We start from the raw sequence: 25,584 nt of genomic DNA on the forward strand, positions 1-25,584 counted from the left end.
TACATCAGAATTAAGAACAAGAGTTTTAATCATCAATAAAAAATCAATAACAATTTAAAATTTAGAAATCATGACCAAAGTTATCACAACATTAGTAGTATTTTTAGCAACAGTTTTAACTGTAAATGCACAACAGTATGAGCAAGGAATGGGAAAAGCATTCGCAACTTGGAGAACAGGAAACGCAACAGAAGCATCAGCTTTATTTGAAAGAATTGCATCGGTTGAAAAAACAAATTGGTTACCAAATTATTATGTAGCTTTAGTAAACACAACAGAAGCTTTCAATCCAGCAAATGCTAAAAACGCAACAGCTTTAATAAACAAAGCACAAGCAGCTTTGGATGCAGCAGAATTAATTTCGCCAAACAATGCTGAAATTTTAATAATGCAAGCTATGATAAACACTGCATGGATTGTTCAAGATCCAATGACAAACGGAATGAAACTTTCGGCTCCAACTATTGAATTATATGAAAGAGCATTAAAATTAGCACCAGAAAATCCAAGAGCTGTTTTCGGTAAAGCTGAATTTGAAATCGGTGGAGCTCAATATTGGGGAACAGATACCAAACCAATGTGTGAGCAAGTTGCAAAATCTATTGAATTATTTGCTAAATTTAAACCAGAAACAGAATTTCATCCAACTTGGGGTTTAGATAGAGCTCAAGAAACATTGAAAAACTGCGGAAAGTAATTTCAAAAATAAAATGTTAAGAAGATGATAACCAAATTAATCAAAGAATTACCAAGAGCAATTTTTATTTCTATAAGCATCTTTTTAGTTCTATTAATCATAAGATTCTTATCAGGAGTTAGAATAGAATTCAACTCAAGTTTATTAATCAATTTTGGTTATACAACTTTATACGGTTTCATGTTGTACTATGCGAATGCTATTTTATTCATGAAACTTGATGAGATTTTTAGCAAAGAAAGGTTCAATAGAAAAAGAATTCTAATTGGTTTTATAGGTTCATTTATTATTTCAGTTGGAGTAATCTTTTTGTTGAGAATTTTTGAAGATGTAATTATTGAAGGAAGTTCATTAGCTTTATTTTTTGAAAAGGAAAAGTTTAGTAATTATCTAGTTACCATTATAATAACATTTGTAGTTACACTTGCTTTTCATGCATTTTACTTTTACAAAGCTTACCAAGAAAGTCGCCTAAAAGAACAAAAGATAATTGCCGGAACTGCCAATGCTAAATTTGAAAGCTTAAAGAATCAAATTGATCCTCATTTTCTCTTTAATAGTTTGAATGTTTTAAGTTCATTGATAGAAGAAAATCCTGAAAATGCACAACAGTTTACCACTTCATTATCTAAGATTTATCGCTATGTTTTAGAACAAAAGGATAAAGAATTAGTTACAGTTTCAGAAGAATTAGCGTTCGCAAAAACGTATATGAAGTTATTAAAAATGCGTTTCGAAAACAGCATCACATTTGAACTTCCAGATGATTTTGACAATGCAGATGCCAAAGTAGTTCCGTTATCATTGCAATTATTATTAGAAAATACCATTAAACACAATGTGGTTAGTGAAAACAAGCCACTTCATATCAAAATTTATATAAAAGATAATTTTTTAGTAGTAGAAAATAACCTGCAAAAGAAGGAAGTCTTACAAGATAGAAAAGGTGTCGGACTTCAAAATATAGTAAGTCGCTATGCTATTCTTTCAGAACGAAAAGTCTTAATTGACGAGACTAAAGAAACGTTTGCAGTATATCTACCTATTTTAACAAAACAAATAAGTATCATGGAAACAACAAATACATTTAACGAAAACACTTCTTACTTGAGAGCTAAAGAACGTGTAGAAAAAATAAAAGGGTTTTATGGAAATCTTGCATCCTATTGTGTGGTAATTCCAATATTAATCATCATCAATTTAACCACAAATAGCAACGGATTTCAATGGTTTTGGTTTCCAATGTTGGGTTGGGGTTTAGGAGTACTATTCCATGCTTTTGAAACTTTTGGATATGGAAAATCTTGGGAAGAAAAGAAAATTCAAGAAATATTGAATAAACAAAATAATACTAACAACAAATGGAAGTAATTATGAATACTAATCAAGATTTTGAGAACTATCAAAAAGCAAAAAAGCAAGTTGAAGAAATCAAAGGATTTTATTCGCATTTAACATTTTATATAATTTTTAATGCAATAATAATTTTTATCAATTTAAAATATTCACCCAATCATCTTTGGTTTTTTTGGACGACTTTCAGTTGGGGAATTGGATTGTTTTTTCATGCTTTAAAAGTCTTTAATTGGTTTCCTTTTTTTGGAAAAAGTTGGGAAGAAAAAAAGATGCAACAGTTTATAGAAGAAGAAAAGAACAAACAAAATAAATACGAATAATCATGACAACAGAAGAGCAAATACAATACGAAAGAGCACTAAAACGTGTCAAAAAGATTAAAGGTTTTTATACGCATTTATTGGTTTATGTGGTTATAAATTTGATGATTGTGATAATTAATATCCAAAATCTCAAAACCGGTGAAAGTTATTTTAAATTGGAGAATTTCTTCACGGCTTTCTTTTGGGGAATTGGTTTAGTAGCTCACGGATTATCAACTTTTGGTGGTGAAATTTTCTTTGGAAGCGATTGGGAAGAAAAGAAAATTAAAGAGTTGATGGAGAAAGAGAAGAGTGAACAACAAAAATGGGACTAATGATAAATTCGGAACTTATTTTTAAAATTTTACTTGTAATTCACATCATTGCTGGAAGCATTGGTTTGATTACCGGAACTATCAATATTACTAGAAAAAAAGGAGATAAGTTGCATAAAAATGTTGGTTTGTTTTTTCTTTATGGGATGTTGATCAACGGCTTTGCAGGTTTATTGATGACCTTAATTCATAGTAATCCTTTTCTGTTTATTGTTGGAATTTTTTCAATATACATGGCTGCAACAGGACAACGATATCTTTCTTTAAAAGGATTGTTGAAAGGTGAAAAAGCCAAAAATATAGATTGGATTTTAAGTTCAATAATGTTACTTTTCGGAATTGGATTTGTGATATATGGAATCTTAATATTGTTTTCAAGTAATAATTTCGGAATCGTATTATTAGTCTTTGGATTTATCAGTATTTCAATGGTTTATCAAGATTTTAAAAATTATAAAGGCCAAAATTCAATAAAAAACTTTTGGTTGTTAGTTCACATTCAGCGAATGATAGGTAGCTATATTGCTGCTGCAACTGCTTTTTTAGTAGTCAATAATACTTTTTTACCAGCAGTTGTTGCTTGGCTTTTACCAACTGTATTACTAGTTCCATTAATTATTAAATGGTCAAATAAATATAAAATCGTTTCAAAATAAGAATATGAACATAATTATTATCGAAGACGAAAAACCTGCTGCAAGATTGTTGCAACGCAAGGTTGAAAAACTAGGTTTGCAAGTAAATCAAATGCTTCATTCTGTAGAAGAATCAATTAATTGGTTTAACAATAATCCACATCCAGATTTGATATTTTTGGATATTCAATTGTCTGATGGTTTATCGTTTGAAATATTCGAAAATATTGACATAAAAAGCGCTGTGATTTTCACAACTGCTTACGATGAATATGCTCTGCGAGCTTTTAAATTAAACAGTATTGATTATCTTCTAAAACCAATTGACGAAGAAGATTTGGAAACTGCTGTAAACAAATTTAAAGCAAGAAATACAGCAACTCCCAATTTGTCATTGGATTTTGAAATGATAAAAAAAATGTTGGTGAACCCAATTGATAGAGAATATAAAAAGCGATTCACTATTAAAATGGGACAACAACTCAAAATGATAACCATTGATGAAGTAGAATGTTTTTACAGTGAAAACAAAGGAACTTATCTTCATACTTTTGATGGACGTGACTACTTATTAGATACTACTTTAGAACAACTTGAAAACGAATTAGATCCAAAGGATTTTTATCGAGTTTCAAGAAAATTTATCATTCCGTTAAAAGGAATTAAGGAAATTCAAATGCACAGTAACTCACGATTAAAAGTGATTTTACCAACTTACAAAGACGATGAAGTTATTGTTGCAAGAGAAAAAGTAAGTGATTTTAAAACTTGGTTGGGTTAAAAAAAAGCCATCAAGAATTAGTTATTTGATGGCTTTTTTTGAGAATAATTTATTCAAATAATGATTTAATTTCTTTTTCGGTTTTACCTAATTTCTCTTTTAGTTTTCCCCACATTTCTTGTTCTTTTCCTTCTTCATATAACAAATCATCATCAGTTAATTCTGCAAATTTTTGTTTCATTTTTCCTTTTAATTGTTCCCAATTACCTTTAATTTCTTTTGAATTCGGCATAATGATTTTTTTAAATTAATAATTTTATCTTATCAAATTTCAGAAATTAAATTTCAAAAATGTTTTACATTTCCTGATAAAAGTTACATAATTACTTTATTACAATTTTGCGAATTGCAATTAAAAAAAACACTAATAAAGTATAAACAATAAAAAAAGGTACAATAAATTCAATCCAACCCAAAGGCAACATTATGGCAATAATTAGCAATTGAAATCCCAATCCATAAAGAGATAGCAACGTCATGAACCAATTAGGAAATGTTTTTACTTTGTAAGCATCTTTATCTAATGCATGAATTATTTTATCAAAAACGCCATAAACTACAGTATAAATTCCAAATAAAATATCAACTGATTTTTGTTTTTCTCCAGGTAAAGCTTTCGGTGATTTGTATTCAAATACTTTACTTGTAGAATCACCACCAACTGATTTATTTCGAAGAATTACATAGTAATAGTTATACAAAGTTCCTTGTAATTGGATTCCAATAAAAGCTAGTAAACAAAACCAAATAGTTGTCTTTGATACATAACAAATAGCCATAATAATCAAGAAATTCAGAATAATATCAAATACACTATCCAAATACCTTCCCACATAAGAAGGTGTGTTTTTAAGTCGAGCCAATTCGCCATCGGCAGCATCAATTCCAGATTTTAAAATTATGAAAAATGCAGCCCAAAAATACTGTTGTGTAACTATACAATAAATCGCAATTAAACCCGAAATTCCAAATAAAATGGTAACGTGAATAGGAGTGAAACGTGTACTTTTAAGTTGATTAGCAAGGAATTTCCCGAATGGTCTTCCGTAATCTGATAAGTCAAGAAATTTATCTTGAGCTGTAAGTTTTGACATTTAAAGTTTCTAAATAGAACTGCGACAATATAGTCTGAAAATTTATTTTGGGAATGGAATCGCAACAAACCACATCATTGACATTGCGATTATTCCACCTATTATTCCAACAATAGTAATCAACTTTATAGTATTTTCTGATGGATTATCGTTTACATTTCCAAAGCTATTAACCCTAATAATTCCTGGATGATTTTCTAAAAATTTTGCTCCGTTTTTAAAAAAAATAAATCGAATTAATAATATCCAAATAACTATTATAGAAAAGTGAAATAATAAAACCATCGGATTCATTTTTGATGGTTGAAAGTAATCAAATACAGATTCTGTAAGTCCAAAAGTATTTCCAATTCCAATAATAATCCATGGAATGGAACCATAAATTAAAAAGTTTTTAAAGATAATTTTATAACCATTCTCTTTCTCAGGACTTTCTTCTATAAATTCAGCGGCTTTTTTTCTTAAAAGATAAGCATTAAAAAAGTTTACTAAAATGAATAAAATCCAAATGTATTGAGTTAAATGTTTCATTATTTACTTAGTCTATGTAAGGTGTAAGTCATAGTTGCCAACAAAATAAAAGCCATTATTTGATGCGTTAATCCTAACCACATTGGTACACCTAATAGTAAGGTTAAAACGCCTAATGTAAATTGCAAAAACACTATAAAAACTAAAAGGTTTAACCCATTTTTCTGTTGCGTTGAAACTGCAAATTTCTTACTTTGGAAATATAAAAATAAGATTAATCCAACAACAACATAAGCCATAGTTCTATGCACAAACTGTACACCACTTTTACCTTCAGTTAATCGCAATAGCCAAGAATCTTTTTCTAAAATAATACTTTCGTGGAAAAATTTCCCATCACTCATCAATGGCCAATGGTTGTGAATTAAACCTGCGTTTAAACCTGCTACAAATCCGCCATAAATGATTTGGATTACAAGAAAAACGATAGCAATTCGAGCATATTTTCTTAAAGTTGTATTTACTTCTTTTTTGTCAGGATAAATTAAATCTAACGCAACCCAAAGCGTGTAAGCAAAAGTTATAAATGCAAAAGTTAAGTGTAGAGCTAATCTAAAATGACTTACATCAGGATTATCAATTAGTCCACTTTTCACCATAAACCAACCTAAAAATCCTTGAAATGCACCCATTCCTAAAAGGACGATACATTTTTTAATGGTTTCAGAATCTAATTTCTTTTTGATTAAAAAGTAAACGAATGGAATGATGAAAACCAATCCAATTATTCTTCCAATAAATCTATGAAACCATTCCCAGAAATAGATAAATTTATAATCTGAAAGTTGGAAATCGTTGTGAATATTGACTTTTTGATATTCAGGAAATTTCTTGTATTCATTAAATGCTGCTTGCCATTTTTCTTCTGTTAAAGGCGGAAAAGTGTCTGTTACCAAATGCCAATCGGTCATTGAAAGTCCTGAATTGGTCAAACGCGTAATTCCACCAACAGTTACCATGATAAAGAGTAAAATACAACCTGAAAGTAGCCAGTAAATGACTGATTTGTTATTCTTCATTTGAGAAGTAATTTTTATGCAAAATTATTTTTAATCCTTTGATTAACTCATTTAACAAAAGTTAATCTTTACTTATTATTTTCTACTTTTTTCAATCCTAATTTTTCTGCTCTTTTTAGAACAAAATCATAAGCTGCTTGATATTCATTCGGAATTTTTCCGTCCAAAATAGCTTCTTTTACCGATTCTTTTAGCATTCCAATTTCTTTTGAAGGCTTTAGATTGAATAGTTCCATGATTTCTTCACCAGAAATTGGCGGTTGAAATTGACGCACATGATCGCGTTCTTCTACTTCAATAATTTTCTTTCGAACGATATCAAAATTATTATGGTATTTTTTGAATTTCGTTGGATTTTTAGTTGTGATATCAGCTTCACAAAGCGTCATTAAATGGTCTACATCTTCGCCTGCATCAAAAACCAAACGTCTTACTGCTGAATCGGTTACAATATCTTCAGCCAAAACAATTGGTCGAGAGCTCAGCATAACCATTTTTTGAACAAACTTCATTTTTTGATTCAATGGCATGTGTAATCTTTCAAAGATTTTTTTCACCATTTTTCCACCAAGAAATTCGTGTCCGTGAAACGTCCAACCTTGTTTTTTGTTGAATTTTTTTGTTGGAGCTTTTCCAATATCGTGCAACAATGCTGCCCAACGTAACCAAACATCATCGGTATTCGGGCAAATATTATCAACAACTTCTAAGGTGTGGTAAAAATTATTTTTATGCGTATGACCTTCAATTTCTTCCACATTATTCAACGCTGTTAATTCAGGTAAAATGATGTCTAAAAGGCCTGTTTTATATAAATGTAAAAAACCAATTGATGGTTTATCAGTAGAAAGAATTTTGTTTAACTCATCTACAATGCGTTCTCCAGAAATAATATTGATTCTATCTTTATTTCTAGAAATAGCTTCTAATGATTCAGCTTCAATTTCAAAGTTTAATTGTGTTGCAAAACGAATTCCGCGTAACATTCGCAATGGATCGTCAGAATAAGTAATATCAGGATTTAAAGGTGTTTTGATGATTTTATTTTGCAAATCTTCCAATCCATTAAATGGATCAACCAATTCACCATAATTTCTTTCATTCAAAGAAAAAGCCAATGCATTTATGGTAAAATCACGACGATTTTGGTCGTCTTCTAATGTTCCATTTTCCACAATTGGATTTCTGCTGTCTTGATTGTAGCTTTCTTTTCTTGCACCAACAAATTCAATATCAATTTCTTTGTAACGAAGCATTGCTGTTCCGTAATTTTTAAAAACTTGAACTTTAGGTTTGTTAGGTAATAATTCAGAAACTTTCAAAGCCAAGTCAATTCCCGAACCTACAGCAACAATATCAATATCTTTTTTAAAATCCCTTTGAAGTAAAAAATCCCGAACAAAACCACCAATAACATAACTATCAACATTAAGTTCTCGGCTTGCCTGTGCAATTATTTTAAAAATTGGGTTATTTAGTGCTTTGGTGTAGTTCATGGTTTTGTTTTGGCCACTGATTCACAGATTTTTTAATAAATTATTTTATGATTCTTTTGTATTCAAGTGATGTTTTGTTGAAATTTACTAGAATAGCAAGTCTATGACCTGAAACGTGCAAATAATTTAAACATTGTGAAATGTGTTTTTCATGCAATGAGTCTGTAGATTTAATTTCTATGATAATTTTATCTAATACTACAAAATCTGCATAAAATTTATGATTTAGAATTATATCTTTATAATGAACCAAGTATTCTTTTTCCCTTTCAAAATGAAAATTTATTTTGCTTAGCTCATATTCAAATGCATCTTTATAGACAATTTCTGAAAAACCTTTTCCAAGATTTTTATGAACTTCAATTAAAGCTCCAATAATCTTATAAGTATCTTCTTCGTATAAAAATTCAGACATTATATTTATTTTAATCTGTGAATCTGTGGCTATAAAATTTACTTTCTAATAATTTTAACTTGATTATCAAGAGAAAGTTTGATTATCGTTGATGGATTTTTGCAAACTTTATCGCGATGCAAATTTACTACATAGTCAACACCTTTAATAATTTCTGGACTAATTTCTTTAAATGTTTTGGGAGTAACATTTCCAGAAACATTTGCCGATGTTGAAACTAGTGGTCTTTTCATGCGTTCCATTAATTTAAAACAAAATGGTTCTTTCACTAGTCTAACACCTAGCGTTTTATCTTCAGCAATAATATTTGCGGCTACATTTCTAGGATTATCAAGAATTAATGTTGTTGCTTTTTGTTTTTCAAGTTCACCATCACTAGGATTGGATAAATCCCAAATTTCCCAAGCTAAATCAGGAATTGCTGAAAAAACATTATACATCATTTTTTCACCATTCATGAGTACAATCATGCTTTTTGAATCGTCTCGCTGTTTTAAATCATAAATTTTCTTAACAGCTTCTTCATTAGTAGCATCACAACCAATTCCCCAAACAGTATCTGTTGGATAAAGAATGATGCCACCATTTTTAATGACTTCGTATGCGTTGTGAACTTCAGTGTTAATATCACTCATAAACCTATATTTTAAAGATTGCAAAGATATTTATTAAAACTAAAACTCAATCAATAAACTTTGGATTATATGATGTATTTTTGATAATTGTAAATCGTTATATTTGCACTAAATTAGATTCGATAATTATGTTAAATGACAAATCAATATTAATAACTGGTGGAACAGGTTCACTAGGAAAAGAACTTACTAAAACTATTTTAAGCAAATGGCCAAACGTTAAAAGATTGGTTATTTATTCTAGAGATGAGCAAAAACAGTATCAAATGGCTCAGGAATTTCCAGAATCACAATATCCTGCTATTCGTTATTTTATTGGTGATGTAAGAGATTTAGAACGTTTGAAACGTGCATTTAATGGAATCGATTATGTTATTCATGCTGCTGCTATGAAACATGTTCACATTGCAGAATACAATCCAGATGAGTGTGTAAAAACAAATATTGGTGGAGCCGATAATGTAATTAAAGCCAGTTTGTCAAGTGGTGTGACTAAAGTTGTGGCACTTTCAACAGATAAAGCATGTGCTCCAATTAATTTATATGGCGCAACAAAATTAACTTCTGATAAATTGTTTATTGCTGCCAATAATATCAAAGGAAAACAAGATATTAAATTTTCTGTAGTTCGTTATGGAAACGTAATGGGTTCTAATGGTTCGGTTATTCCATTTTTTATGAATAAACGTGATGAAGGAGTTTTACCAATTACAGATGCGACAATGACACGTTTTAATATATCTCTTCAAGGTGGAGTTGATATGGTTTTACATGCTTTAGATGCTGCTTGGGGTGGAGAATTATATGTTCCAAAGATTCCATCTTATCGTATTTTGGATGTTGCAGAAGCTATTGCACCAAGTTGTGAGCATAAAGAAGTTGGTATTCGTCCAGGAGAAAAAATTCATGAGGAAATGATTACTGCTTCCGATTCTTTTACGACTTATGATTTAGGTAAATATTATGTGATTCTTCCACAAGTTACCAATTGGAATTTAGAAGAATATAAAAAAGAGTTTAATGCTAAATTAGTTCCTCAAGGTTTCAGTTATACTTCTGGAGATAACGCAGAATGGGAAACAGTTGATACTTTACGTTCTTTAATCAAAGAGCATTTATATCCTGATTTTCAACCAAAATAATTCAACATGATACCTTACGGAAAACAAAATATAACTGAAGAAGATATTCAAGCAGTAGCAAAAGCATTAAAAGGTGATTTTCTTACTCAAGGGCCAACTATTTTAGAATTTGAAAAAGCATTTGCAAATTATATTGGTTGTAAGTATGCTGTTGCAGTATCTAATGGTACAGCAGCTCTTCATTTGTCAGCTTTAGCTCTTGGAGTTCAAGAAGGAGATAAAGTAATTACAACTCCAATAACATTTGCAGCATCAGCCAATTGTATAAGATATTGTGGTGGAGAAGTAGTTTTTTCTGATATTGATTCAGAAACTTATTTGCTAGACATCAATAAAGTTGAAGCACTCTTAAAAGCAGCTCCAAAAGGAACTTACAAAGGAATTGTTCCAGTTGATTTTGCAGGAAGAGCAGTAAATTTAGAAGCTTTTAGAAAATTGGCCGACGAATATGGCTTATGGATTTTAGAAGATTCGTGTCATTCTCCAGGTGGTTTTTTTGTTGATTCAAAAGGCGAAAACCAAAATTGTGGTAACGGAAATTATGCCGATTTAGCCATATTTTCATTTCATCCGGTAAAACACATTGCAACTGGTGAGGGCGGAATGATCACGACAAACGACGAAAAATTATATAAAAAACTATTAGAATTAAGAACTCACGGAATTACTCGTGATGTTTCTAGTTTTAAAAATTCTGTTGAATTTGCTGTTGGTCAAGAGGTTGAAGAAGGTGCAAATTATCCTGGTTGGTATATGGAAATGCAACATTTAGGATACAACTATCGTTTCACCGATTTTCAAGCAGCGTTGGGAATTAGTCAATTATCTCGCGCAGACAAAGGAATTGAAAGACGTAGAGAAATTGCCCAAAAATATGCTGATTCGTTTATAAGTAAGCCTTTTATAAAAGGACAATCAGACTTTGTTGAAGGTCACGCTTATCATTTATATGTTATAGAAGTTGAAAATAGAATTGGATTATATAATTACTTGCGTGAGCACAAAATTTTCGCTCAAATACATTACATTCCATGTCATTTAATGCCATATTATAAAGAACAAGGTTGGAAAGAAGGTGATATGATCAATGCAGAAAATTATTATAAACATTGCATAAGTTTACCGATGTATCCAACTTTAACTCATGAAGAACAAGATTTTGTAATCGAAAAAATAACACAATTTTATGGATAATAATCAAAAGAATTCTTTTCTGAGTTATGAAGCAAATGCATGGTTTGAGAGAAATTTTGAAGTAATTTCAAATTACAATCCAGATGATGATAGAGTTGTTGATTTATTTAAAAAATACAATTTTGACAAACAATCAATTTTAGAAATTGGAAGTTCTGCAGGTTATAGATTGAACGCATTAAAAGATTTAATACCAAATTCAAATGTTTATGGTATTGAACCTTCTCAAAAAGCAATTGAGTATGGTGAAAACAATTATAAAGAGGTAAATTTCACTCACGGAACGGCAGACAATTTATCAATGTATGAAGACGCTTCTTTTGATGTTGTAATTGTAGGTTTTGTATTTTATGTGATTGATAGAAATATTTTATTCAAAGTAATTTCTGAAGTTGATAGAGTTCTAAAGAATAACGGAGTAATAATTATAATCGATTTTTTCTCCGAAGCATCTTTAAAAAACTCTTATCACCACATTGATGAGTTTCAAGCTTATTCATACAAACAGAATTATGATGATATTTTTACAGCATCCAAACTATATTATTTGTTAGATAAGTCTACTTACAGTCATGAATCTAAAGAGTTGGATGCCTCTAATAATTATAGTGATAAGTACAGTATCACTTTGTTAAAAAAAGATATTAATTCAAGTTATAAATAAATTTTGAAGATTACTTTAGGTACAGTTCAATTCGGAATACAATATGGAATTTCAAATACACATGGAGTTCCATCAGATAGTGAATTGGAATCAATATTTTCTGTTGCAAGTGAGTTAGGAATTAAACAATTGGATACTGCCAAAGCTTATGGAAATTCAGAAGAACGTATTGGTCAATTAAGTGATTCAAAATTTGATATCATTACAAAATTTCCAAATGTTGATTCTGAAAAAGATTTAGAAGTTTCTTTATCAGAATCATTACAAAAGCTGAATGTTAGTTCTATTTATGGATATTTAGCACATAATGCTGATGTTTTAATTCAAAATCCTTCACTTTGGGAAGTTTTATTAGAAGCGAAAAAAGAAGGTAAGATTAAAAAAATTGGTTATTCATTATATAATCCGGAGCAACTAGAGCAATTACTCGATTTGAATTGTATTCCAGATTTAGTGCAATTGCCTTATAGTATTTTGGATAGAAAATTTGAAAAGCAGTTATCAATTTTGAAACAATTAGGAACAGAAGTTCATGTTCGTTCTGTCTTTTTACAAGGATTGTATTTTATGAATCCGAATAAGTTGCCAGAAAAGTTACAACCGCTTCAAGATTCATTATTAGAATTAAAAAATCTATGTATTGAAAACAATGTTTCTGTTGGAGAAGTTGCTTTGAATTATGTGATTTCAAATCCAAATATTGACAAATTAGTTATCGGAATTGAAACGGCTGAACAATTAAGAGAAAATATAAATCTAGTTAAAAATTGGAAATCAAATAAGGTATTATTTTCCAAAATTGAAGCTATTAAAATAAAAGATAAATCATTATTAAATCCTGTGAATTGGTGAAAATAATTGGTGTAACACAAGCTCGAATTGGTTCTTCTCGTTTAACACGAAAAGTACTTTTAACTATAAATGATAAAACTCTTTTGGAATATCATTTAGAACGCGCTATGCAATCTATATTGGTTAACAAATGGATTGTTGCAACAACTGATGAACCAGAATCAGATTTGATTTGTGAAATTGCCAATAAGCTACAAATTTCAAGCTATAAAGGAAGTTTAAACGATGTTCTTGACAGATTTTACCAAAGTGTAAAAAACGAAAATCCAGATTACGTTGTACGTGTTACCTCAGATTGTCCATTATTAGATGCAACTCTTGTAGATGAAGTGGTTCAATTTTGTATCGATAATAAATTAGACTATTTTTCTAATGTTTTTCAAGAAGTCTATCCAGATGGCTTAGATGTTGAGGTCTTCAGTTTTAAAGCATTGGAAGAAGCTTGGAATAAGGCTACAAATACAGTTGACAGAGAACACGTAACACCATACATAAGAAGAAATTCAGAAGTAATTATACCAAAATCAAACATTGATAAAAAATATTCTGAATTACGAGTTACAGTAGATGAAATCTCAGATTTTGAAGTAATTCAACATTTAATACAGCAATTAGGAGCTAATCAACCATGGAAAATCTATGCAGATTATCTTCTTCAAAATAAAGAAATACAAAATATTAATCATTCCATTTTAAGAAACGAAGGTTATATGAAAAGTAAATTCAATGAAATAGAACTAAGAAATATTACAAATTTCAAAGCTTCAGATGAATACAGAAGTAAAATTCACGATTTAATTCCTGGAGGAGCACATACTTACTCTAAAGGTGATGATCAATTTCCAATTTTGTCGCCAGCAGCCATTGTTCGTGGTAAAGGTGCCTATGTTTGGGATGTTGATGGCAATCACTATTTAGATTGCTCGATGGGATTAACCAGCGTTAGTCTAGGTCACGCATACGAACCAGTTTTGAAAGCTGTTCGTGAAGAATTAGAAAATGGAGTGAATTTTCAAAGACCAGCTGCCTTAGAGAAAGAAATGGCTGAAACCTTTTTAGCTCTAGTTCCGGGTCATGATATGATTAAGTTTTCTAAAAACGGTTCTATTGTTACAACGGCTGCCGTAAAATTAGCTCGTGCTAAAACTGGAAGAAAATTGGTTGCTTTTCCAGGAGATCATCCATTTTATAGCTATGATGATTGGTTTATTGGAAGTACGCCTTGCAACAAAGGAATTCCAGAAGAAATTTCGAATTTATCGGTTACTTTTAAAGGTTGTGATTTAGAATCTTTACGTGCTTTATTCCAAAAATATCCAGATCAAATTGCTTGTGTCATTACGGAACCAGAAAAAAATAGTTGTGGCAACGGATGTTCTTGCGCCTTAAATGTTGGAGATTTCTTGAAACAAGCCATCGAATTGTGTCACGAAAATGGTGCGTTATTTATTGCTGATGAAATGGTTTCAGGATTCAAAACAGAATTTCCAGGAACAATTACTAAATATGGAATTCAACCAGATATGGCAACTTGGGGAAAAGGTATCGCAAACGGATTTTCTTTCTGCGCACTTACAGGAACCAAAGAAGTTATGGAGTTAGGCGGAATCAATCGTGAAGGTGAAGAAAAAGTATTCTTAATTTCTACAACTCATGGTGGTGAAACCCACGGATTAGCAGCTGCAATTGCAACTATCAAAGAATATAAAGAGAAAAATGTAATCGCTCACAATCATCATATTGGTAAGAAATTAATAGAATTGTGTCAGCAATTAGTTAATGAAAATAACTTGGCTGAATACATTAACGTTATTCCATCAGAATGGATGCCAGTTTTTGTGTTTAAAGACCAATCAAAAGTAGCTTGCCAAGGATATAGAACCTTGTTTTTGCAAGAAATGATTAAACGTGGCGTTTTGTTTCAAGGTGTTTTTGTCCCTTGTTTCTCTCACACCGAAGATGATGTTTACTATTTTGCAAAAGCATTTAGTGAGTCATTACAAGTTTACAAAAAAGCATTAGAAGAAGGATATTCAAAATATTTAGTTGGAAGTCCAGCAAAAGCTGTTTTTAGAAAAATATTATAAAATGCGAAATTATAAGTGTTTGTCGGTTTCTAAATTTGAATCAAATGTTTTTCATATTGAATCTCTTCGCAATGAAGATATGTATGAGATTATGGACATCAGAAACCAACAAATCTATCATCTTAGACAAAACGAACCTTTAACCAAAGAGCAGCAAGAAAATTATTTTGCTACAGTTGTCGCTGGTTTATTTGAACAAGAAAAACCCAATCAATTGTTGTTTTCTTTTTTTGAAAACGGAAATTTTATTGGATATGGTGGTTTGGTTCACATCAATTGGGTTGATAAAAATGCAGAAATTTCGTTTGTAATGAAAACGGAATTAGAGAAAGATAATTTTGCTAAATATTGGTCGAATTATTTGAAATTAATTGAAAAACTCGCTTTTGAAGAACTAAATTTCCATAAGATTTTTACTTACGCATTTGATTTGAGGCCACATTTATATCCTGTTTTAGAATCTTGCGGATTTAAAGAAGAAGCACGATTAAAAGAACATTGTTTGTTTGATGGACAATTTTTAGATGTAGTTTATCATGCTAAAATGAACAGAACAATTTCTTTCAGAAAAGCGAATGAAAACGATATGATGCTTTATTTTAATTGGACTAATGATGCTTCGGTTAGAGAAAATTCTTATCAATCGGAACCCATTTCTCTTGAAAATCATCAAAATTGGTTTTACAAAAAAATAAAAGAAGATACCTGTTTTATGGTTGTTTTCGAAAATCATATTGGTTCGCCAATCGGACAAGTTCGTATTCAAAAACAAGATGAAAATACTGCTGTGATTGGTATTTCTAACGATGCTAATCACAGAGGAAAAGGATATGCAAGTAAAATGATTCAAATAGCATCAGAAGAATTTTTGAAACAAAATCCACAAATTTGCATTAGTGCTTACATTAAAATTGAAAATAAAGCTTCTGAAAAAGCTTTTCAAAAAGCAGGTTACGAATTGGATGTTGTATTAGAATATGACGGAATTCCAAGTTATCATTATATAAAAAAAATATGCAAATAGGTAATTTTACTATTGACGATAAAAGTTCGGTTTTTATAATTGCGGAACTTTCTGCTAATCATAACGGAAGTTTAGATAATGCCTTGGAAACTATAAAAGCGGCAAAAAGAGCTGGTGCAGATTGTATAAAATTGCAAACCTACACCGCTGATACCATTACATTAGATTCTGATAAAGAAGATTTTGTGATAAAAGGAACCATTTGGGACGGAAAAAAATTGCACACTTTATATCAAGAAGCCTACACTCCATGGGAATGGCACGAACAAATTTATCGCGTTGCAAAAGAAGAAGGTTTGATTTGTTTTTCATCACCATTTGATAAAACTGCGGTTGATTTATTAGAAAGTTTAAATTCGCCAGCTTACAAAATTGCTTCTTTTGAGATTACAGATATTCCTCTTATTGAATATGTTGCTTCTAAAGGAAAGCCTGTTATTATTTCCACAGGAATTGCGCGTCAAGAAGATATTGAATTGGCTCTTGATGCTTGCCACAGAATGGGTAATTATGATGTTGCTTTGTTAAAATGTACGTCGAGTTATCCAGCACCAATTGAGGAAGCCAATATGTGTATGGTTAAAGATTTGGCCGAAAGATATAACGTAATTTCAGGACTTTCCGATCATACTATGGGAAGTACTGTTCCAGTTGTTGCAACAGTTTTTGGAGCAAAAATTATAGAAAAACATTTTATAATTGACAGAGCAATTGGCGGACCTGATGCTTCTTTTTCGATGAATGAAGAAGAATTTACAGCCATGGTAAAATCCGTTCGTGAAGCCGAAAAAGCTTCGGGTGTTGTTGATTATAATCTGACCGAAAAACAAGCCAAAGGAAGAGATTTTAGTCGTTCATTATACATTGCTGAAGATATTAAGGCAGGAGAGATTTTTACAGAACAAAATCTTCGTTCGGTTCGTCCAGGATTTGGTTTACATCCCAAATATTACAATCAATTATTAGGTAAAAAAGCTACAACCCATTTAGAAAAAGGTACACCAATGCAATTGGATTTTGCCGAATAATACTCAAAGATTAAAGCAATGACGCATTTAGATACAATTTCCAATAAAACTATTCTTGTTCAAACGACCTACCATCCAACACCTCATTTAGAGACAGAAATGGAAATTATGGAGCGTTTGTTACAACAAGGAAATACCATTTATTGGATCATTTGTAAATCTGATTTTCAAGTGTGTTTTAATAATCCGAAGCACAAGGAAATGGATTGCAAAGTTTGTTATTCTAGAGTTACAAAAGGTGTTGAGGTTTTAAGAAAAAATGTTACCAATAATGCAAATCTTCATATTTTAAAATACAATGAGTTTTTGAAATTAAAAGATTTCAAACAAACTGGTTTTCCTGAAAATTTTACCTTTTCAGAATTTAAAGATTTAAAAGCGTATCATTATAAATCTTATGATTGCGGAATGGCAACAGCCTCTTCGCTAGTTTCTTTCACAAGAAATCATGAGCCAAATTTATCAGAACATCAAGATTTTATCAATAGAGGATTGCTTACTGGAGCTTATTTGTATGAAACTTTTCAATTGATTGTAGATAAAATAAATCCTGATTTGGTGATTTTATTTAATGGAAGATTTGTAGAAAATAGACCATTATTGAGAGTTTGTCAGCAGAAAAATATCGATTATGCAACGCACGAACGTGGTGGAAAATTGGATAATTTTTTATTCCGAATTAATTCAATTCCTCATTCTATAGAGACTATTAGTGCCGAAATGGAGTCGTTATGGAAAAATGCTGATTCAGATAAAACTGAAATAGGGAAGACATTTTATAATAACAGAATCAAAAGAGTAGAAGATGCTTGGTATTCTTTTACAAAAGAGCAACAAGAAGGTAGATTGCCCGAAAGTTTTAAAAGTAATGAAGGTAAAAAAGTGGTTACAATTTTCAATTCTTCGTTAGATGAATATGAAGGATTAGAAGGCTTTGGACCTTATTTTTATGCTAATGATAATGAAGGAATTAAGCAAATTTGTGAGAGTTTAGAATCACATTCCAACATCAAATTATATTTAAGAGTTCATCCCAATTTAAGAGAATTAGATAACAGTCAGAATAAGTTTTTAAGAGAAAATATAACCAATTTAAAAGCCGTTGAGGTAATTGCTGCTGAAGATAGCGTTGATACTTATGCTTTAATTAATAAAAGCGATATTATTATTGTTTTTGGTTCAACTGTTGGAGCAGAAGCCGCTTATGCAGGAAAAAAAGTAATTTTATTAGGAAGAGCAGCTTACGAAAATTTGAATTGTGTGATTATTCCAAAAAGTCATGAAGAAGTAATGTCAATTTTAACAAATGACAACTATGTTTTTCCTGAATTGAATCCAGAAGAACCTTTAAAATATGGTTATTGGAATGAAAAATTCGGTATAGATTATAAATTCTACAAACCCATAAATCTAGCAAAAGGTACATATCATGGAAAGTTAATCAAGGCAAGTCCGATTGTGAGAGAAATGAGAAGAATTATTCAAAAATTGAATGGAACTTACAAAAAATAGGTTATCCAAAAATTGCTTTTATTTGAATTAAAACTTTATCACTAAATGCTAATTTTGAATAAGCTTGAGCAAAGTTTTCTTTATAAAATTTAATTTGGGAGTTACTTTGTTTACTTGCTTTTCTAATGATTCTTCCAATAGATTTTTGAAGCATTTTTTCTAATAAAACGGTATCAAAATTTCCTAAAATATTGTTTTGATTTACCAAGTGATTGTAACATTCTGAAGCCAATTTGATTTCTTCAAAATCTAGCCCTTTTTGACCTTCTATTAAATGAATAAATGTATTTATGTTTGGATTGTTTTCCTCAATTCCAAATTGTTTTAACAATCCAATTTTAATACGACGATTAGATCTTTTCACATTATCAATTTTGGTTTGACTAATGTTAGAATCATGAATTCGGTAATCAACAAGAGATTCCTGAATAATATAAAATTGAGTTTTAACAATTAATCTACTCCACAAATGATAATCTTCAACAGGAACGTATTCTTTATCGTATCTAATGTCTCCTAAAATTTCTTTTCTAAAAAAAGCCGTTGAATTTCCTATCGTACAATCAATTAAAAAATTCACTTTGATTTGATTGTGCTTTTCAGGATGTTGAATGACTTTGCTTTTTTCTTTGTCGCCAAAAGTGGTAAACCAAGTTCCACAAACACCAATTTCAGAATTGTTTTTTAAAACAGCAATTTGCTTTTCAAAACGAGTTGGTTTGGCAATATCATCAGCGTCTAAAAGTGCAATATAAGTTCCACGAGCCAAATCAAATCCTTCATTTCTAAGATTTGCTGGACCAACATTTGTTTCTTTATCAATAAAAACAATTCGTGTATCTTTGGCTAAATAACTTTCAATAATCGCTTTGCTAGAATCGGTTGATTTGTCGTTTAAAATGATTAATTCAAAGTTGGAGTAAGTCTGATTTAAAACGCTATCAATTGCTTCATTTAAATACTTTTCAGCATTGTAAACTGGCATCACGACAGATATTTCGGGAAGTGTAGCGTTATTCATTTTATGTTATTCCTTTTGCGCAAATATACTATATTTGTCATACTTATAAATCATTCTTTATGTCCTATTTGATTTCTGTTATTGTTCCGTGTTACAATCAAGCCAACTTTTTGGATGAGACTTTAAATTCAATTTTAAATCAATCTTACACCAATTGGGAGTGCATAATCGTTAATGACGGTTCGCCAGATGACACCGAAAATGTTGCCAAAAAATGGACAAATAAAGACCATCGTTTTCAATACATAAGTAAAGAAAATGGTGGATTAAGTAGCGCTAGAAATAGTGGATTAGAAGTAGCTAAAGGTGATTTTATTCAGTTTTTAGATTCGGATGATTTGTTGAGTTCAGATAAATTTCAGAAATCAATTGATGCTAATGAAAAAGATGGTGCTGAAGTTGTGATTACCAATTTTATTCGTTTTAAAAAGAATCTGAATCAATTAAAGAAGGCTTTTTGCAAATTAGAGGAGCAAACATTCACATACGAATCAATTCTTTTGCAATGGGATAGAAGATTTTCAATTCCGATACATTGTGGACTTTTTAAAAGAGAAACTATTGGAAGCGTAAGATTTAATGAAAAACTTAAAGCCAAAGAAGATTGGTTTTTTTGGATTCAAACTTTTAAAAGTAATCCAAAAGTTTCTTTTCTCAATGAAAATATAGCGCAATATCGAATGCATAATAAAGGTATGACAAAAAATAATGCATTGATGGAAGAAAATCTAAGAAAGGCTTATCTTTTGATTTATAATTCTTTAGATGATAATCACAAAGAAAAATTCTTTGAAAGATTGATGCACGAATTAGAGCATTCTAAACAAGAATTCAAGAAGTTTAAAGACAATGTTTTCTACAGAAAAATATTCTATAAGTTCAAAAAATTATTCTAATTCAACAATTTTTTGTTTGGTTTTCAATGATTTAGAAAGTGGTGCACCAGCCAAAAGAACTTTCAGTAAATACGAGTATTTAGGCTTAAATAGCGTACTGAAAATGTAATTTACTCGCAAGTAATTCAATAAAAACCAATAACTTAAATAACCATAATGCTTTCTAATAATATAAAGCAGTGAAATTTTTAGTTCAGTTTTAATTGTGATACTTTGTGGGGTACTTGCACCGTGATAGTGAACATATTGCGCTTCAGGAATTAGATAACACGATTTTCCTATTTTTTCTAATCGCATACATAAATCGGTTTCTTCATAATAAAGAAATAGATTAGTATCAAATCCTCCAACTTCATTGAAATCTTTAGTTCTTGTAAACATAAAACTTCCTTGAACGTAGTTTACTTTCTGAGGATTAGTATATTCAAATTTTCTTTTAGGATATTTTTTCGGATTTACTTTTTCTAGAAAATCTCTACCAAAAAGTTCTTTAGAAATGGAGGCAAAATGATCAAAAGCAACCATTCTTTTTCCAGTTTCAGTAAACGATTGACCACCAACCATTGCAATTGAATTGTCTTTTTCAATAGCAGTTTTTAAGATTGAAAAGCAGTCGTTCAAAAACAAAGTATCATTGTTTACAAAAGCAACATATTTAGCATTTGCATATTGATAACCAGCCATATTTCCGGCTCCAAAACCAGTATTGATTTTGCTCCTAACAAGTTGTAAGTTTTTGAAAGAATGTGATTTGCAAAATTCTTCCAATAGTTTATAGTCAGCAATTTGCGAGCTATTATCAACAACTATAATTTGATAATTCAAATCTGTAGCTGTTTTTTCCACAATACTATCAATGCATTCTTTGGTAAGTTTGCTCGAATTGTAATTTATTATTATTGCTGCTATATCAAACATTTAGTGACGTTTTATTATTCAATTTTTCTGTATAACATCCAAAGTTGTAGATACCTTTTGAATACCGAAAAGGCATGAACATAAGCCAATATAAAACCTTCTTTGCCATCTAGAATTCCTAAACGGAAAAAATATTGCCATAAAAAACGGTATAATGGTCTGAAAATAAAATGATAAGCATTTGGTTTTCTTTTTTTGTTATATAGATTTTCTGCTTGCAGTTTACTATATAAATTTAGCTTATCGTTGTAGTTGTCAAAATTTTTATAACTAAAGTGATTCAGTTTATTTTTAAGAATACCAATTGTGCCATTCGCTTTAACTTCTTCATGAACCAAGCCATTATATTGACAGAAATTTTTATTAAAAAGACGCACCGCTTTATCGCTTTGCCATCCACCAAAATGGATGTGCCTTCCCATAAAAAAGAAATTTCGTTTCACAAAAAAGGCTACATCTTGTCCAGGATTAGCAACAATTTCTTGAATTTCATTTTCTAATTCTTTTGTAATAATTTCATCTAAATCAAAAAACACAATCCAATCGTTCTTCGCTTGATTGATGGCGTAATTTCGTTGTTCAGAAAAGTTGGTAAATTTACGCTCAATAACTTTTACACCCATATTTTTTGCAATTTCTATAGTAGCATCGCTACTTATAGAATCTACAAAAATGATTTCATCTGCAAAAGACAAGCTTTCAACATATCTTTTTACGTTAACTTCTTCATTAAAAGTAATGGCTAAGGCAGTTATTTTGGGTATAGCGTTATTTTCAGACATATAAATAGATGAAATATGACACAAATATAATATTTTTACACCAATAGTATTTTCAAAATTAAATTTGTGTCAAGATTCCCTGTTTTAATGTATCATAATATTACCCCAAATAACGATTTAAGTTTGGGTTTGACGCTGTCTACAAGTAAGTTTGAAGAACAATTAGACTATTTAAATAAAAATAATTACACTTCATTATTTGTGTCGGAATTGGAACAAATGCAATCTATTTCATCAAAATCTGTTGTAATTACTTTTGATGATGTTATCGAGAATCAATTGTTGTATGCCTTACCATTGTTGAAAAAATATAATATAAAAGCTACTTTTTTTATTCCATTTTCTTATATAGGTAAAACAGATTTATGGAATAATGGTTCGGAGAAAATAATGTCAATTGACCAATTAAAATCATTGGATTCATCAATTATAGAGTTAGGACATCATTCTTTTTATCACAGAAAATATTCAGATTTATCAGAGCAAGAAATTGAGACCGATTTTGATAAAAGTTTTGATTTAATTGCTAAAAACAACTTAAATGTTTATCCATCATTAGCTTATCCTTATGGCAATTATCCTAAAAAAGGACTAAAAAAGGATATATTTTTTTCAATTTTAGAAAAGAAAGGTATAAAAACTGCTTTCAGAATTGGAAATAGAGTTAATTCTTTCCCTTTACAAAGTAAATTTGAAATACAACGAATTGACATTAAAGGTCAAGACACTTTGTTAAAATTCAAATGGAAACTAAAAATTGGAAAACTAAGTTTGTTTTAATCGCTACTTGATGTCTTTCTCAATAAGCATCATTTTAACATATCTCGAGAAAACCCCATAGGCATTGATACTTGCCAAAGCAAGACCAGGAACGCCATCAAGAAATCCTCTTTTCAAAATATAAGAAGAGAAAAATCGGTATAGAGGTTTGAAAAACAAATGAAAAATAGTTACTTTTTTGCCTTTTTTGAGCGAAGTATTGGCTTGAAACCAAGAGTAGGAATCTTTCTTTTTTATTAAATGAAATAAACCTTTGTAGGTATAGTGAATCATGAAGTTTTTTAAGCTGCCGATGCTTCCATCAACATGTAATTTTTCATGTACGTCACCAGTGAATTTTACATTTTTATTCTTAACTAATCTTACTACTTTGTCAACTTTATGATAAAGAAAACGATTCATGTAAAAATGTGGAAAACTCAATTTATAACCAGAATGTTTGTTCTTTTCAATAGTTGAAACAATTTCGTTTTTAAGTTTTTGAGAAACACGTTCGTCAGCATCTATAAAAAGTATCCAATCTCCTGTAGCATATGATATGGCATGATTTTTTTGATTGGAAAAATTATCAAATTTACGTTCCAAAACCTTACAGCCATATTCAAGAGCTCTTTCTTTAGTTCCATCTTCACTGAAGGAATCAATCACTATAATTTCACTAGCAAATTCCACTGACTTTAGAGCATCGTCTATGTAGTCAATTTCATTGTAAGTAGGAATAATAACCGAAAGAGTGGGCATTAATTTTGCTTTTTTGTAAGTACAAATTTAATAAAATTAGGTTACCTTTGCCGAATTATGCAAAAGAATATTTCAGTAATAGTAGTAGCTAACGATAATTTCGAGTCACTTGAAAAAGTAATTTGGAGTTACAATACTCAAGCTTTTAGAAATTTCGAAATGATAATAGTAAATCAAAATTCTGATGAAACTATTTCAAAATCAATTACATCCATTCAAAAAGAAGTTTTTTTTCCAATTGTTTTATTGAACTTTGACAAAGAAAATAATGGTGATGATTGTGTAAATAAAGCTATCGAAATAGCGTCTACAAATTATATTTTAATTACTAATTCTGATTGTTTAGCACGACCAGATTTTGTAGAACAACATATTAAAAATAGAGTAGAAGGTTATTTTCTAAATGGAGCTTCTTACTCAATAAATGCGTTGGTTTCTAATAAAATATCGCAAGAAATAATTTATTCTTCCAAGTGTTTTCAAATGTCTTGGTTAAAATCAAAAGGAATTGTTTTTTTTAGAAGTTTTATGATTTCTTATAGCGGTTTGTTGAGTACATTTTTGGATGCTATTTTTTCTAAAAATGATATTTCAAGTGACAATCTATCTGGTTGGAAATCAGATTTTATCCAAATTAATAGTTTTACTAATTTGAAAATTACTAATTTGAAGGAAATTGATTTAAAGCAAAAAAATATTAAGAGTAGAGCAATACTTTTAAAATTACAAAATTAATAAATGCAGCATTTTTGATAGAGGTAATTTTGAATATAATATTCTCTATCTTTGATAAATAAAAAGAATTTCAATTCAAAAATATTTTGGATAACAATATGAAAATAACAGTTATAATAAGTACCTACAACGCAGAAGAATGGCTTGAAAAAGTACTAATTGGATATAGCGTTCAAACATATAAAGATTTTGACATCATTATTGCTGATGATGGTTCGAGACCTTCTACAAAAGAATTGATTGATTCTTATGCTAAAGATTATCCAGTGCCAATTAGACATTTATGGCATGAAGATTTAGGATACAGAAGACAAGAAATTCTAAATGTAGCTATTGTTGAAGCCAATCATGATTATATTTTAATGACTGATGGCGATTGTATTCCGAGACAAGATTTTGTTGAAGTTCATGCAAAATTAGCTGAGAAAGGTAAATTCTTATCTGGAGGTTATTGCAAATTACCAATGACAACTAGTAAGGCAATTTCTAAAGATGATATTGTTTCTGGAAGATGTTTTAATGTAAGTTGGTTAAAATCTATTGATAAATTAGGTTTTTCAAATACATTAAAATTAGGAGCTAATAGCTTGATAGGTAAATTTTTAGATATTATTTCGCCAACCAATCCTTCGTTTAATAATTGTAATTCATCAGGTTTTAAAGCCGATATGATTGCCATTAATGGATATGATGAACGAATGAAATATGGTGGTCCAGATAGAGAATTTGGAGAACGTTTAGAAAATTATGGAGTAAAAGGTAAACAGATTAGACATAAAGCTATAGTTTTGCATTTAGATCATGCTAGAGGTTACAAAACACCAGAATCTTTAGCAGCAAATTTAGCCATAAGAAAAGAAGTTAGAGATAAAAAGATAGTTTGGACTAACTTTGGAATAAAAAAATAACAGT

General features: G+C 30.0%; 29 protein-coding genes. 18 read left to right on the forward strand and 11 right to left on the reverse strand.

What is annotated here, in order from left to right:
• The first annotated feature begins 70 nt into the window (after positions 1 to 70).
• The 6 genes from ACYU7A_RS14405 to ACYU7A_RS14430 are packed head-to-tail and all read left to right on the forward strand — an operon-like array spanning position 71 to position 4,106.
• Positions 71 to 697, forward strand: a complete 627-nt coding sequence (locus ACYU7A_RS14405) for a hypothetical protein (protein ID WP_460577650.1) — start codon at positions 71 to 73, stop codon at positions 695 to 697.
• Positions 698 to 721: 24 nt separating this feature from the next.
• Positions 722 to 2,068 carry a 2TM domain-containing protein gene (locus tag ACYU7A_RS14410; protein ID WP_460577652.1) on the forward strand — a complete coding sequence of 449 codons (1,347 nt, stop codon included), beginning with the start codon at positions 722 to 724 and terminating at the stop codon, positions 2,066 to 2,068.
• The gene (locus ACYU7A_RS14415) at positions 2,059 to 2,373 is read left to right on the forward strand and encodes a 2TM domain-containing protein (RefSeq protein ID WP_396143947.1); all 315 of its coding nucleotides are present in this window, start codon (positions 2,059 to 2,061) and stop codon (positions 2,371 to 2,373) included. The genes ACYU7A_RS14410 and ACYU7A_RS14415 overlap by 10 nt, the downstream gene beginning before the upstream one ends.
• A gap of 2 nt (positions 2,374 to 2,375) precedes the next feature.
• Complete coding sequence (locus ACYU7A_RS14420) at positions 2,376 to 2,690, forward strand: 2TM domain-containing protein (protein WP_345092411.1); 315 nt, start codon at positions 2,376 to 2,378, stop codon at positions 2,688 to 2,690.
• Positions 2,690 to 3,346, forward strand: coding sequence for a DUF2306 domain-containing protein (locus ACYU7A_RS14425; protein WP_460577654.1), 657 nt, complete (start codon positions 2,690 to 2,692; stop codon positions 3,344 to 3,346). Before ACYU7A_RS14420 ends, ACYU7A_RS14425 begins: the two co-directional genes overlap by 1 nt.
• A gap of 4 nt (positions 3,347 to 3,350) precedes the next feature.
• Positions 3,351 to 4,106 (forward strand): LytR/AlgR family response regulator transcription factor, encoded by a 756-nt coding sequence (locus ACYU7A_RS14430; RefSeq protein WP_460577656.1) that lies wholly within the window; start codon positions 3,351 to 3,353, stop codon positions 4,104 to 4,106.
• Positions 4,107 to 4,155: 49 nt separating this feature from the next.
• Here ACYU7A_RS14430 and ACYU7A_RS14435 read toward each other — a convergent pair whose 3' ends face one another.
• From ACYU7A_RS14435 to ACYU7A_RS14465, 7 genes are all read right to left on the reverse strand, one after another.
• Entirely contained in the window at positions 4,156 to 4,338 is a 183-nt protein-coding gene (locus tag ACYU7A_RS14435; RefSeq protein ID WP_298302715.1) for a CsbD family protein, read from the reverse strand.
• 91 nt (positions 4,339 to 4,429) lie between these two features.
• Positions 4,430 to 5,200, reverse strand: a complete 771-nt coding sequence (locus tag ACYU7A_RS14440) for a CDP-alcohol phosphatidyltransferase family protein (RefSeq protein ID WP_460577659.1) — start codon at positions 5,198 to 5,200, stop codon at positions 4,430 to 4,432.
• A 42-nt stretch (positions 5,201 to 5,242) separates the two neighbouring features.
• Positions 5,243 to 5,731, reverse strand: coding sequence for a hypothetical protein (locus ACYU7A_RS14445; protein ID WP_345092396.1), 489 nt, complete (start codon positions 5,729 to 5,731; stop codon positions 5,243 to 5,245).
• Entirely contained in the window at positions 5,731 to 6,750 is a 1,020-nt protein-coding gene (locus ACYU7A_RS14450) for a COX15/CtaA family protein (protein ID WP_460577661.1), read from the reverse strand. The genes ACYU7A_RS14445 and ACYU7A_RS14450 overlap by 1 nt, the downstream gene beginning before the upstream one ends.
• Before the next feature lie 68 nt (positions 6,751 to 6,818).
• Positions 6,819 to 8,246: a CCA tRNA nucleotidyltransferase gene (locus tag ACYU7A_RS14455; protein ID WP_460577663.1), complete on the reverse strand. Its 1,428-nt coding sequence runs from the start codon at positions 8,244 to 8,246 to the stop codon at positions 6,819 to 6,821.
• A gap of 40 nt (positions 8,247 to 8,286) precedes the next feature.
• Positions 8,287 to 8,661: a GxxExxY protein gene (locus tag ACYU7A_RS14460; protein WP_460577665.1), complete on the reverse strand. Its 375-nt coding sequence runs from the start codon at positions 8,659 to 8,661 to the stop codon at positions 8,287 to 8,289.
• 38 nt (positions 8,662 to 8,699) lie between these two features.
• Complete coding sequence (locus ACYU7A_RS14465) at positions 8,700 to 9,296, reverse strand: L-threonylcarbamoyladenylate synthase (protein WP_460577666.1); 597 nt, start codon at positions 9,294 to 9,296, stop codon at positions 8,700 to 8,702.
• A 128-nt stretch (positions 9,297 to 9,424) separates the two neighbouring features.
• Here ACYU7A_RS14465 and pseB point away from each other — a divergent pair, with 128 nt between their 5' ends.
• From pseB to ACYU7A_RS14505, 8 genes are read left to right on the forward strand one after another with little or no spacing between them, the layout of a single operon-like run.
• The gene (pseB, locus tag ACYU7A_RS14470; protein WP_298302695.1) at positions 9,425 to 10,438 is read left to right on the forward strand and encodes a UDP-N-acetylglucosamine 4,6-dehydratase (inverting); all 1,014 of its coding nucleotides are present in this window, start codon (positions 9,425 to 9,427) and stop codon (positions 10,436 to 10,438) included.
• A 6-nt stretch (positions 10,439 to 10,444) separates the two neighbouring features.
• Positions 10,445 to 11,632: a UDP-4-amino-4,6-dideoxy-N-acetyl-beta-L-altrosamine transaminase gene (pseC, locus tag ACYU7A_RS14475; RefSeq protein ID WP_460577669.1), complete on the forward strand. Its 1,188-nt coding sequence runs from the start codon at positions 10,445 to 10,447 to the stop codon at positions 11,630 to 11,632.
• Positions 11,625 to 12,296 (forward strand): class I SAM-dependent methyltransferase, encoded by a 672-nt coding sequence (locus ACYU7A_RS14480; RefSeq protein ID WP_460577671.1) that lies wholly within the window; start codon positions 11,625 to 11,627, stop codon positions 12,294 to 12,296. Before pseC ends, ACYU7A_RS14480 begins: the two co-directional genes overlap by 8 nt.
• A gap of 3 nt (positions 12,297 to 12,299) precedes the next feature.
• Positions 12,300 to 13,148 carry an aldo/keto reductase gene (locus ACYU7A_RS14485; protein ID WP_460577673.1) on the forward strand — a complete coding sequence of 283 codons (849 nt, stop codon included), beginning with the start codon at positions 12,300 to 12,302 and terminating at the stop codon, positions 13,146 to 13,148.
• Positions 13,145 to 15,235: a glutamate-1-semialdehyde 2,1-aminomutase gene (locus tag ACYU7A_RS14490; protein WP_460577784.1), complete on the forward strand. Its 2,091-nt coding sequence runs from the start codon at positions 13,145 to 13,147 to the stop codon at positions 15,233 to 15,235. The genes ACYU7A_RS14485 and ACYU7A_RS14490 overlap by 4 nt, the downstream gene beginning before the upstream one ends.
• Before the next feature lies 1 nt (position 15,236).
• A complete protein-coding gene (locus ACYU7A_RS14495; RefSeq protein WP_460577675.1) occupies positions 15,237 to 16,259 on the forward strand; it encodes a GNAT family N-acetyltransferase in 1,023 nt (340 codons plus the stop codon).
• A complete protein-coding gene (pseI, locus tag ACYU7A_RS14500) occupies positions 16,250 to 17,287 on the forward strand; it encodes a pseudaminic acid synthase (RefSeq protein WP_460577677.1) in 1,038 nt (345 codons plus the stop codon). Before ACYU7A_RS14495 ends, pseI begins: the two co-directional genes overlap by 10 nt.
• A gap of 18 nt (positions 17,288 to 17,305) precedes the next feature.
• Positions 17,306 to 18,799, forward strand: a complete 1,494-nt coding sequence (locus ACYU7A_RS14505; RefSeq protein WP_460577678.1) for a capsular polysaccharide export protein, LipB/KpsS family — start codon at positions 17,306 to 17,308, stop codon at positions 18,797 to 18,799.
• A gap of 1 nt (position 18,800) precedes the next feature.
• Here ACYU7A_RS14505 and ACYU7A_RS14510 read toward each other — a convergent pair whose 3' ends face one another.
• The gene (locus ACYU7A_RS14510) at positions 18,801 to 19,820 is read right to left on the reverse strand and encodes a glycosyltransferase family 2 protein (RefSeq protein WP_460577679.1); all 1,020 of its coding nucleotides are present in this window, start codon (positions 19,818 to 19,820) and stop codon (positions 18,801 to 18,803) included.
• A 59-nt stretch (positions 19,821 to 19,879) separates the two neighbouring features.
• Between ACYU7A_RS14510 and ACYU7A_RS14515 the strand changes: the two genes are divergently transcribed.
• Complete coding sequence (locus ACYU7A_RS14515) at positions 19,880 to 20,716, forward strand: glycosyltransferase family 2 protein (protein ID WP_460577681.1); 837 nt, start codon at positions 19,880 to 19,882, stop codon at positions 20,714 to 20,716.
• Here ACYU7A_RS14515 and ACYU7A_RS14520 read toward each other — a convergent pair.
• Both ACYU7A_RS14520 and ACYU7A_RS14525 read right to left on the reverse strand, forming a co-directional pair.
• Positions 20,708 to 21,634 carry a glycosyltransferase family 2 protein gene (locus ACYU7A_RS14520; RefSeq protein ID WP_460577682.1) on the reverse strand — a complete coding sequence of 309 codons (927 nt, stop codon included), beginning with the start codon at positions 21,632 to 21,634 and terminating at the stop codon, positions 20,708 to 20,710. The two genes, ACYU7A_RS14515 and ACYU7A_RS14520, sit on opposite strands and share 9 nt — an antisense overlap.
• Before the next feature lie 14 nt (positions 21,635 to 21,648).
• Positions 21,649 to 22,416, reverse strand: a complete 768-nt coding sequence (locus tag ACYU7A_RS14525) for a glycosyltransferase family 2 protein (RefSeq protein ID WP_396143930.1) — start codon at positions 22,414 to 22,416, stop codon at positions 21,649 to 21,651.
• A 66-nt stretch (positions 22,417 to 22,482) separates the two neighbouring features.
• On the opposite strand from ACYU7A_RS14525, the gene ACYU7A_RS14530 reads away from it, so the two are divergent.
• Entirely contained in the window at positions 22,483 to 23,196 is a 714-nt protein-coding gene (locus ACYU7A_RS14530; protein ID WP_460577683.1) for a polysaccharide deacetylase family protein, read from the forward strand.
• A 3-nt stretch (positions 23,197 to 23,199) separates the two neighbouring features.
• Here the strand turns inward: ACYU7A_RS14530 and ACYU7A_RS14535 are convergent, their stop codons facing one another.
• Complete coding sequence (locus ACYU7A_RS14535; protein WP_460577685.1) at positions 23,200 to 23,937, reverse strand: glycosyltransferase family 2 protein; 738 nt, start codon at positions 23,935 to 23,937, stop codon at positions 23,200 to 23,202.
• Positions 23,938 to 23,994: 57 nt separating this feature from the next.
• Between ACYU7A_RS14535 and ACYU7A_RS14540 the strand changes: the two genes are divergently transcribed.
• Positions 23,995 to 24,672 (forward strand): glycosyltransferase, encoded by a 678-nt coding sequence (locus ACYU7A_RS14540; RefSeq protein WP_460577686.1) that lies wholly within the window; start codon positions 23,995 to 23,997, stop codon positions 24,670 to 24,672.
• 98 nt (positions 24,673 to 24,770) lie between these two features.
• Positions 24,771 to 25,580 (forward strand): glycosyltransferase family 2 protein, encoded by an 810-nt coding sequence (locus tag ACYU7A_RS14545; RefSeq protein WP_298302659.1) that lies wholly within the window; start codon positions 24,771 to 24,773, stop codon positions 25,578 to 25,580.
• Positions 25,581 to 25,584 lie beyond the last annotated feature (4 nt).

It is taken from the genome of Flavobacterium koreense (assembly GCF_054776075.1).

Bases quoted from the DNA above. Each gene is read 5' to 3' on its own strand.
- ACYU7A_RS14405 (WP_460577650.1), top strand. From the start codon at position 71: ATGACCAAAGTTATCACAACATTAGTAGTATTTTTAGCAACAGTTTTA.
- ACYU7A_RS14410 (WP_460577652.1), top strand. From the start codon at position 722: ATGATAACCAAATTAATCAAAGAATTACCAAGAGCAATTTTTATTTCT.
- ACYU7A_RS14415 (WP_396143947.1), top strand. From the start codon at position 2,059: ATGGAAGTAATTATGAATACTAATCAAGATTTTGAGAACTATCAAAAA.
- ACYU7A_RS14420 (WP_345092411.1), top strand. From the start codon at position 2,376: ATGACAACAGAAGAGCAAATACAATACGAAAGAGCACTAAAACGTGTC.
- ACYU7A_RS14425 (WP_460577654.1), top strand. From the start codon at position 2,690: ATGATAAATTCGGAACTTATTTTTAAAATTTTACTTGTAATTCACATC.
- ACYU7A_RS14430 (WP_460577656.1), top strand. From the start codon at position 3,351: ATGAACATAATTATTATCGAAGACGAAAAACCTGCTGCAAGATTGTTG.
- ACYU7A_RS14435 (WP_298302715.1), bottom strand. From the start codon at position 4,338: ATGCCGAATTCAAAAGAAATTAAAGGTAATTGGGAACAATTAAAAGGA.
- ACYU7A_RS14440 (WP_460577659.1), bottom strand. From the start codon at position 5,200: ATGTCAAAACTTACAGCTCAAGATAAATTTCTTGACTTATCAGATTAC.
- ACYU7A_RS14445 (WP_345092396.1), bottom strand. From the start codon at position 5,731: ATGAAACATTTAACTCAATACATTTGGATTTTATTCATTTTAGTAAAC.
- ACYU7A_RS14450 (WP_460577661.1), bottom strand. From the start codon at position 6,750: ATGAAGAATAACAAATCAGTCATTTACTGGCTACTTTCAGGTTGTATT.
- ACYU7A_RS14455 (WP_460577663.1), bottom strand. From the start codon at position 8,246: ATGAACTACACCAAAGCACTAAATAACCCAATTTTTAAAATAATTGCA.
- ACYU7A_RS14460 (WP_460577665.1), bottom strand. From the start codon at position 8,661: ATGTCTGAATTTTTATACGAAGAAGATACTTATAAGATTATTGGAGCT.
- ACYU7A_RS14465 (WP_460577666.1), bottom strand. From the start codon at position 9,296: ATGAGTGATATTAACACTGAAGTTCACAACGCATACGAAGTCATTAAA.
- pseB (WP_298302695.1), top strand. From the start codon at position 9,425: ATGTTAAATGACAAATCAATATTAATAACTGGTGGAACAGGTTCACTA.
- pseC (WP_460577669.1), top strand. From the start codon at position 10,445: ATGATACCTTACGGAAAACAAAATATAACTGAAGAAGATATTCAAGCA.
- ACYU7A_RS14480 (WP_460577671.1), top strand. From the start codon at position 11,625: ATGGATAATAATCAAAAGAATTCTTTTCTGAGTTATGAAGCAAATGCA.
- ACYU7A_RS14495 (WP_460577675.1), top strand. From the start codon at position 15,237: ATGCGAAATTATAAGTGTTTGTCGGTTTCTAAATTTGAATCAAATGTT.
- pseI (WP_460577677.1), top strand. From the start codon at position 16,250: ATGCAAATAGGTAATTTTACTATTGACGATAAAAGTTCGGTTTTTATA.
- ACYU7A_RS14505 (WP_460577678.1), top strand. From the start codon at position 17,306: ATGACGCATTTAGATACAATTTCCAATAAAACTATTCTTGTTCAAACG.
- ACYU7A_RS14510 (WP_460577679.1), bottom strand. From the start codon at position 19,820: ATGAATAACGCTACACTTCCCGAAATATCTGTCGTGATGCCAGTTTAC.
- ACYU7A_RS14515 (WP_460577681.1), top strand. From the start codon at position 19,880: ATGTCCTATTTGATTTCTGTTATTGTTCCGTGTTACAATCAAGCCAAC.
- ACYU7A_RS14520 (WP_460577682.1), bottom strand. From the start codon at position 21,634: ATGTTTGATATAGCAGCAATAATAATAAATTACAATTCGAGCAAACTT.
- ACYU7A_RS14525 (WP_396143930.1), bottom strand. From the start codon at position 22,416: ATGTCTGAAAATAACGCTATACCCAAAATAACTGCCTTAGCCATTACT.
- ACYU7A_RS14535 (WP_460577685.1), bottom strand. From the start codon at position 23,937: ATGCCCACTCTTTCGGTTATTATTCCTACTTACAATGAAATTGACTAC.
- ACYU7A_RS14540 (WP_460577686.1), top strand. From the start codon at position 23,995: ATGCAAAAGAATATTTCAGTAATAGTAGTAGCTAACGATAATTTCGAG.
- ACYU7A_RS14545 (WP_298302659.1), top strand. From the start codon at position 24,771: ATGAAAATAACAGTTATAATAAGTACCTACAACGCAGAAGAATGGCTT.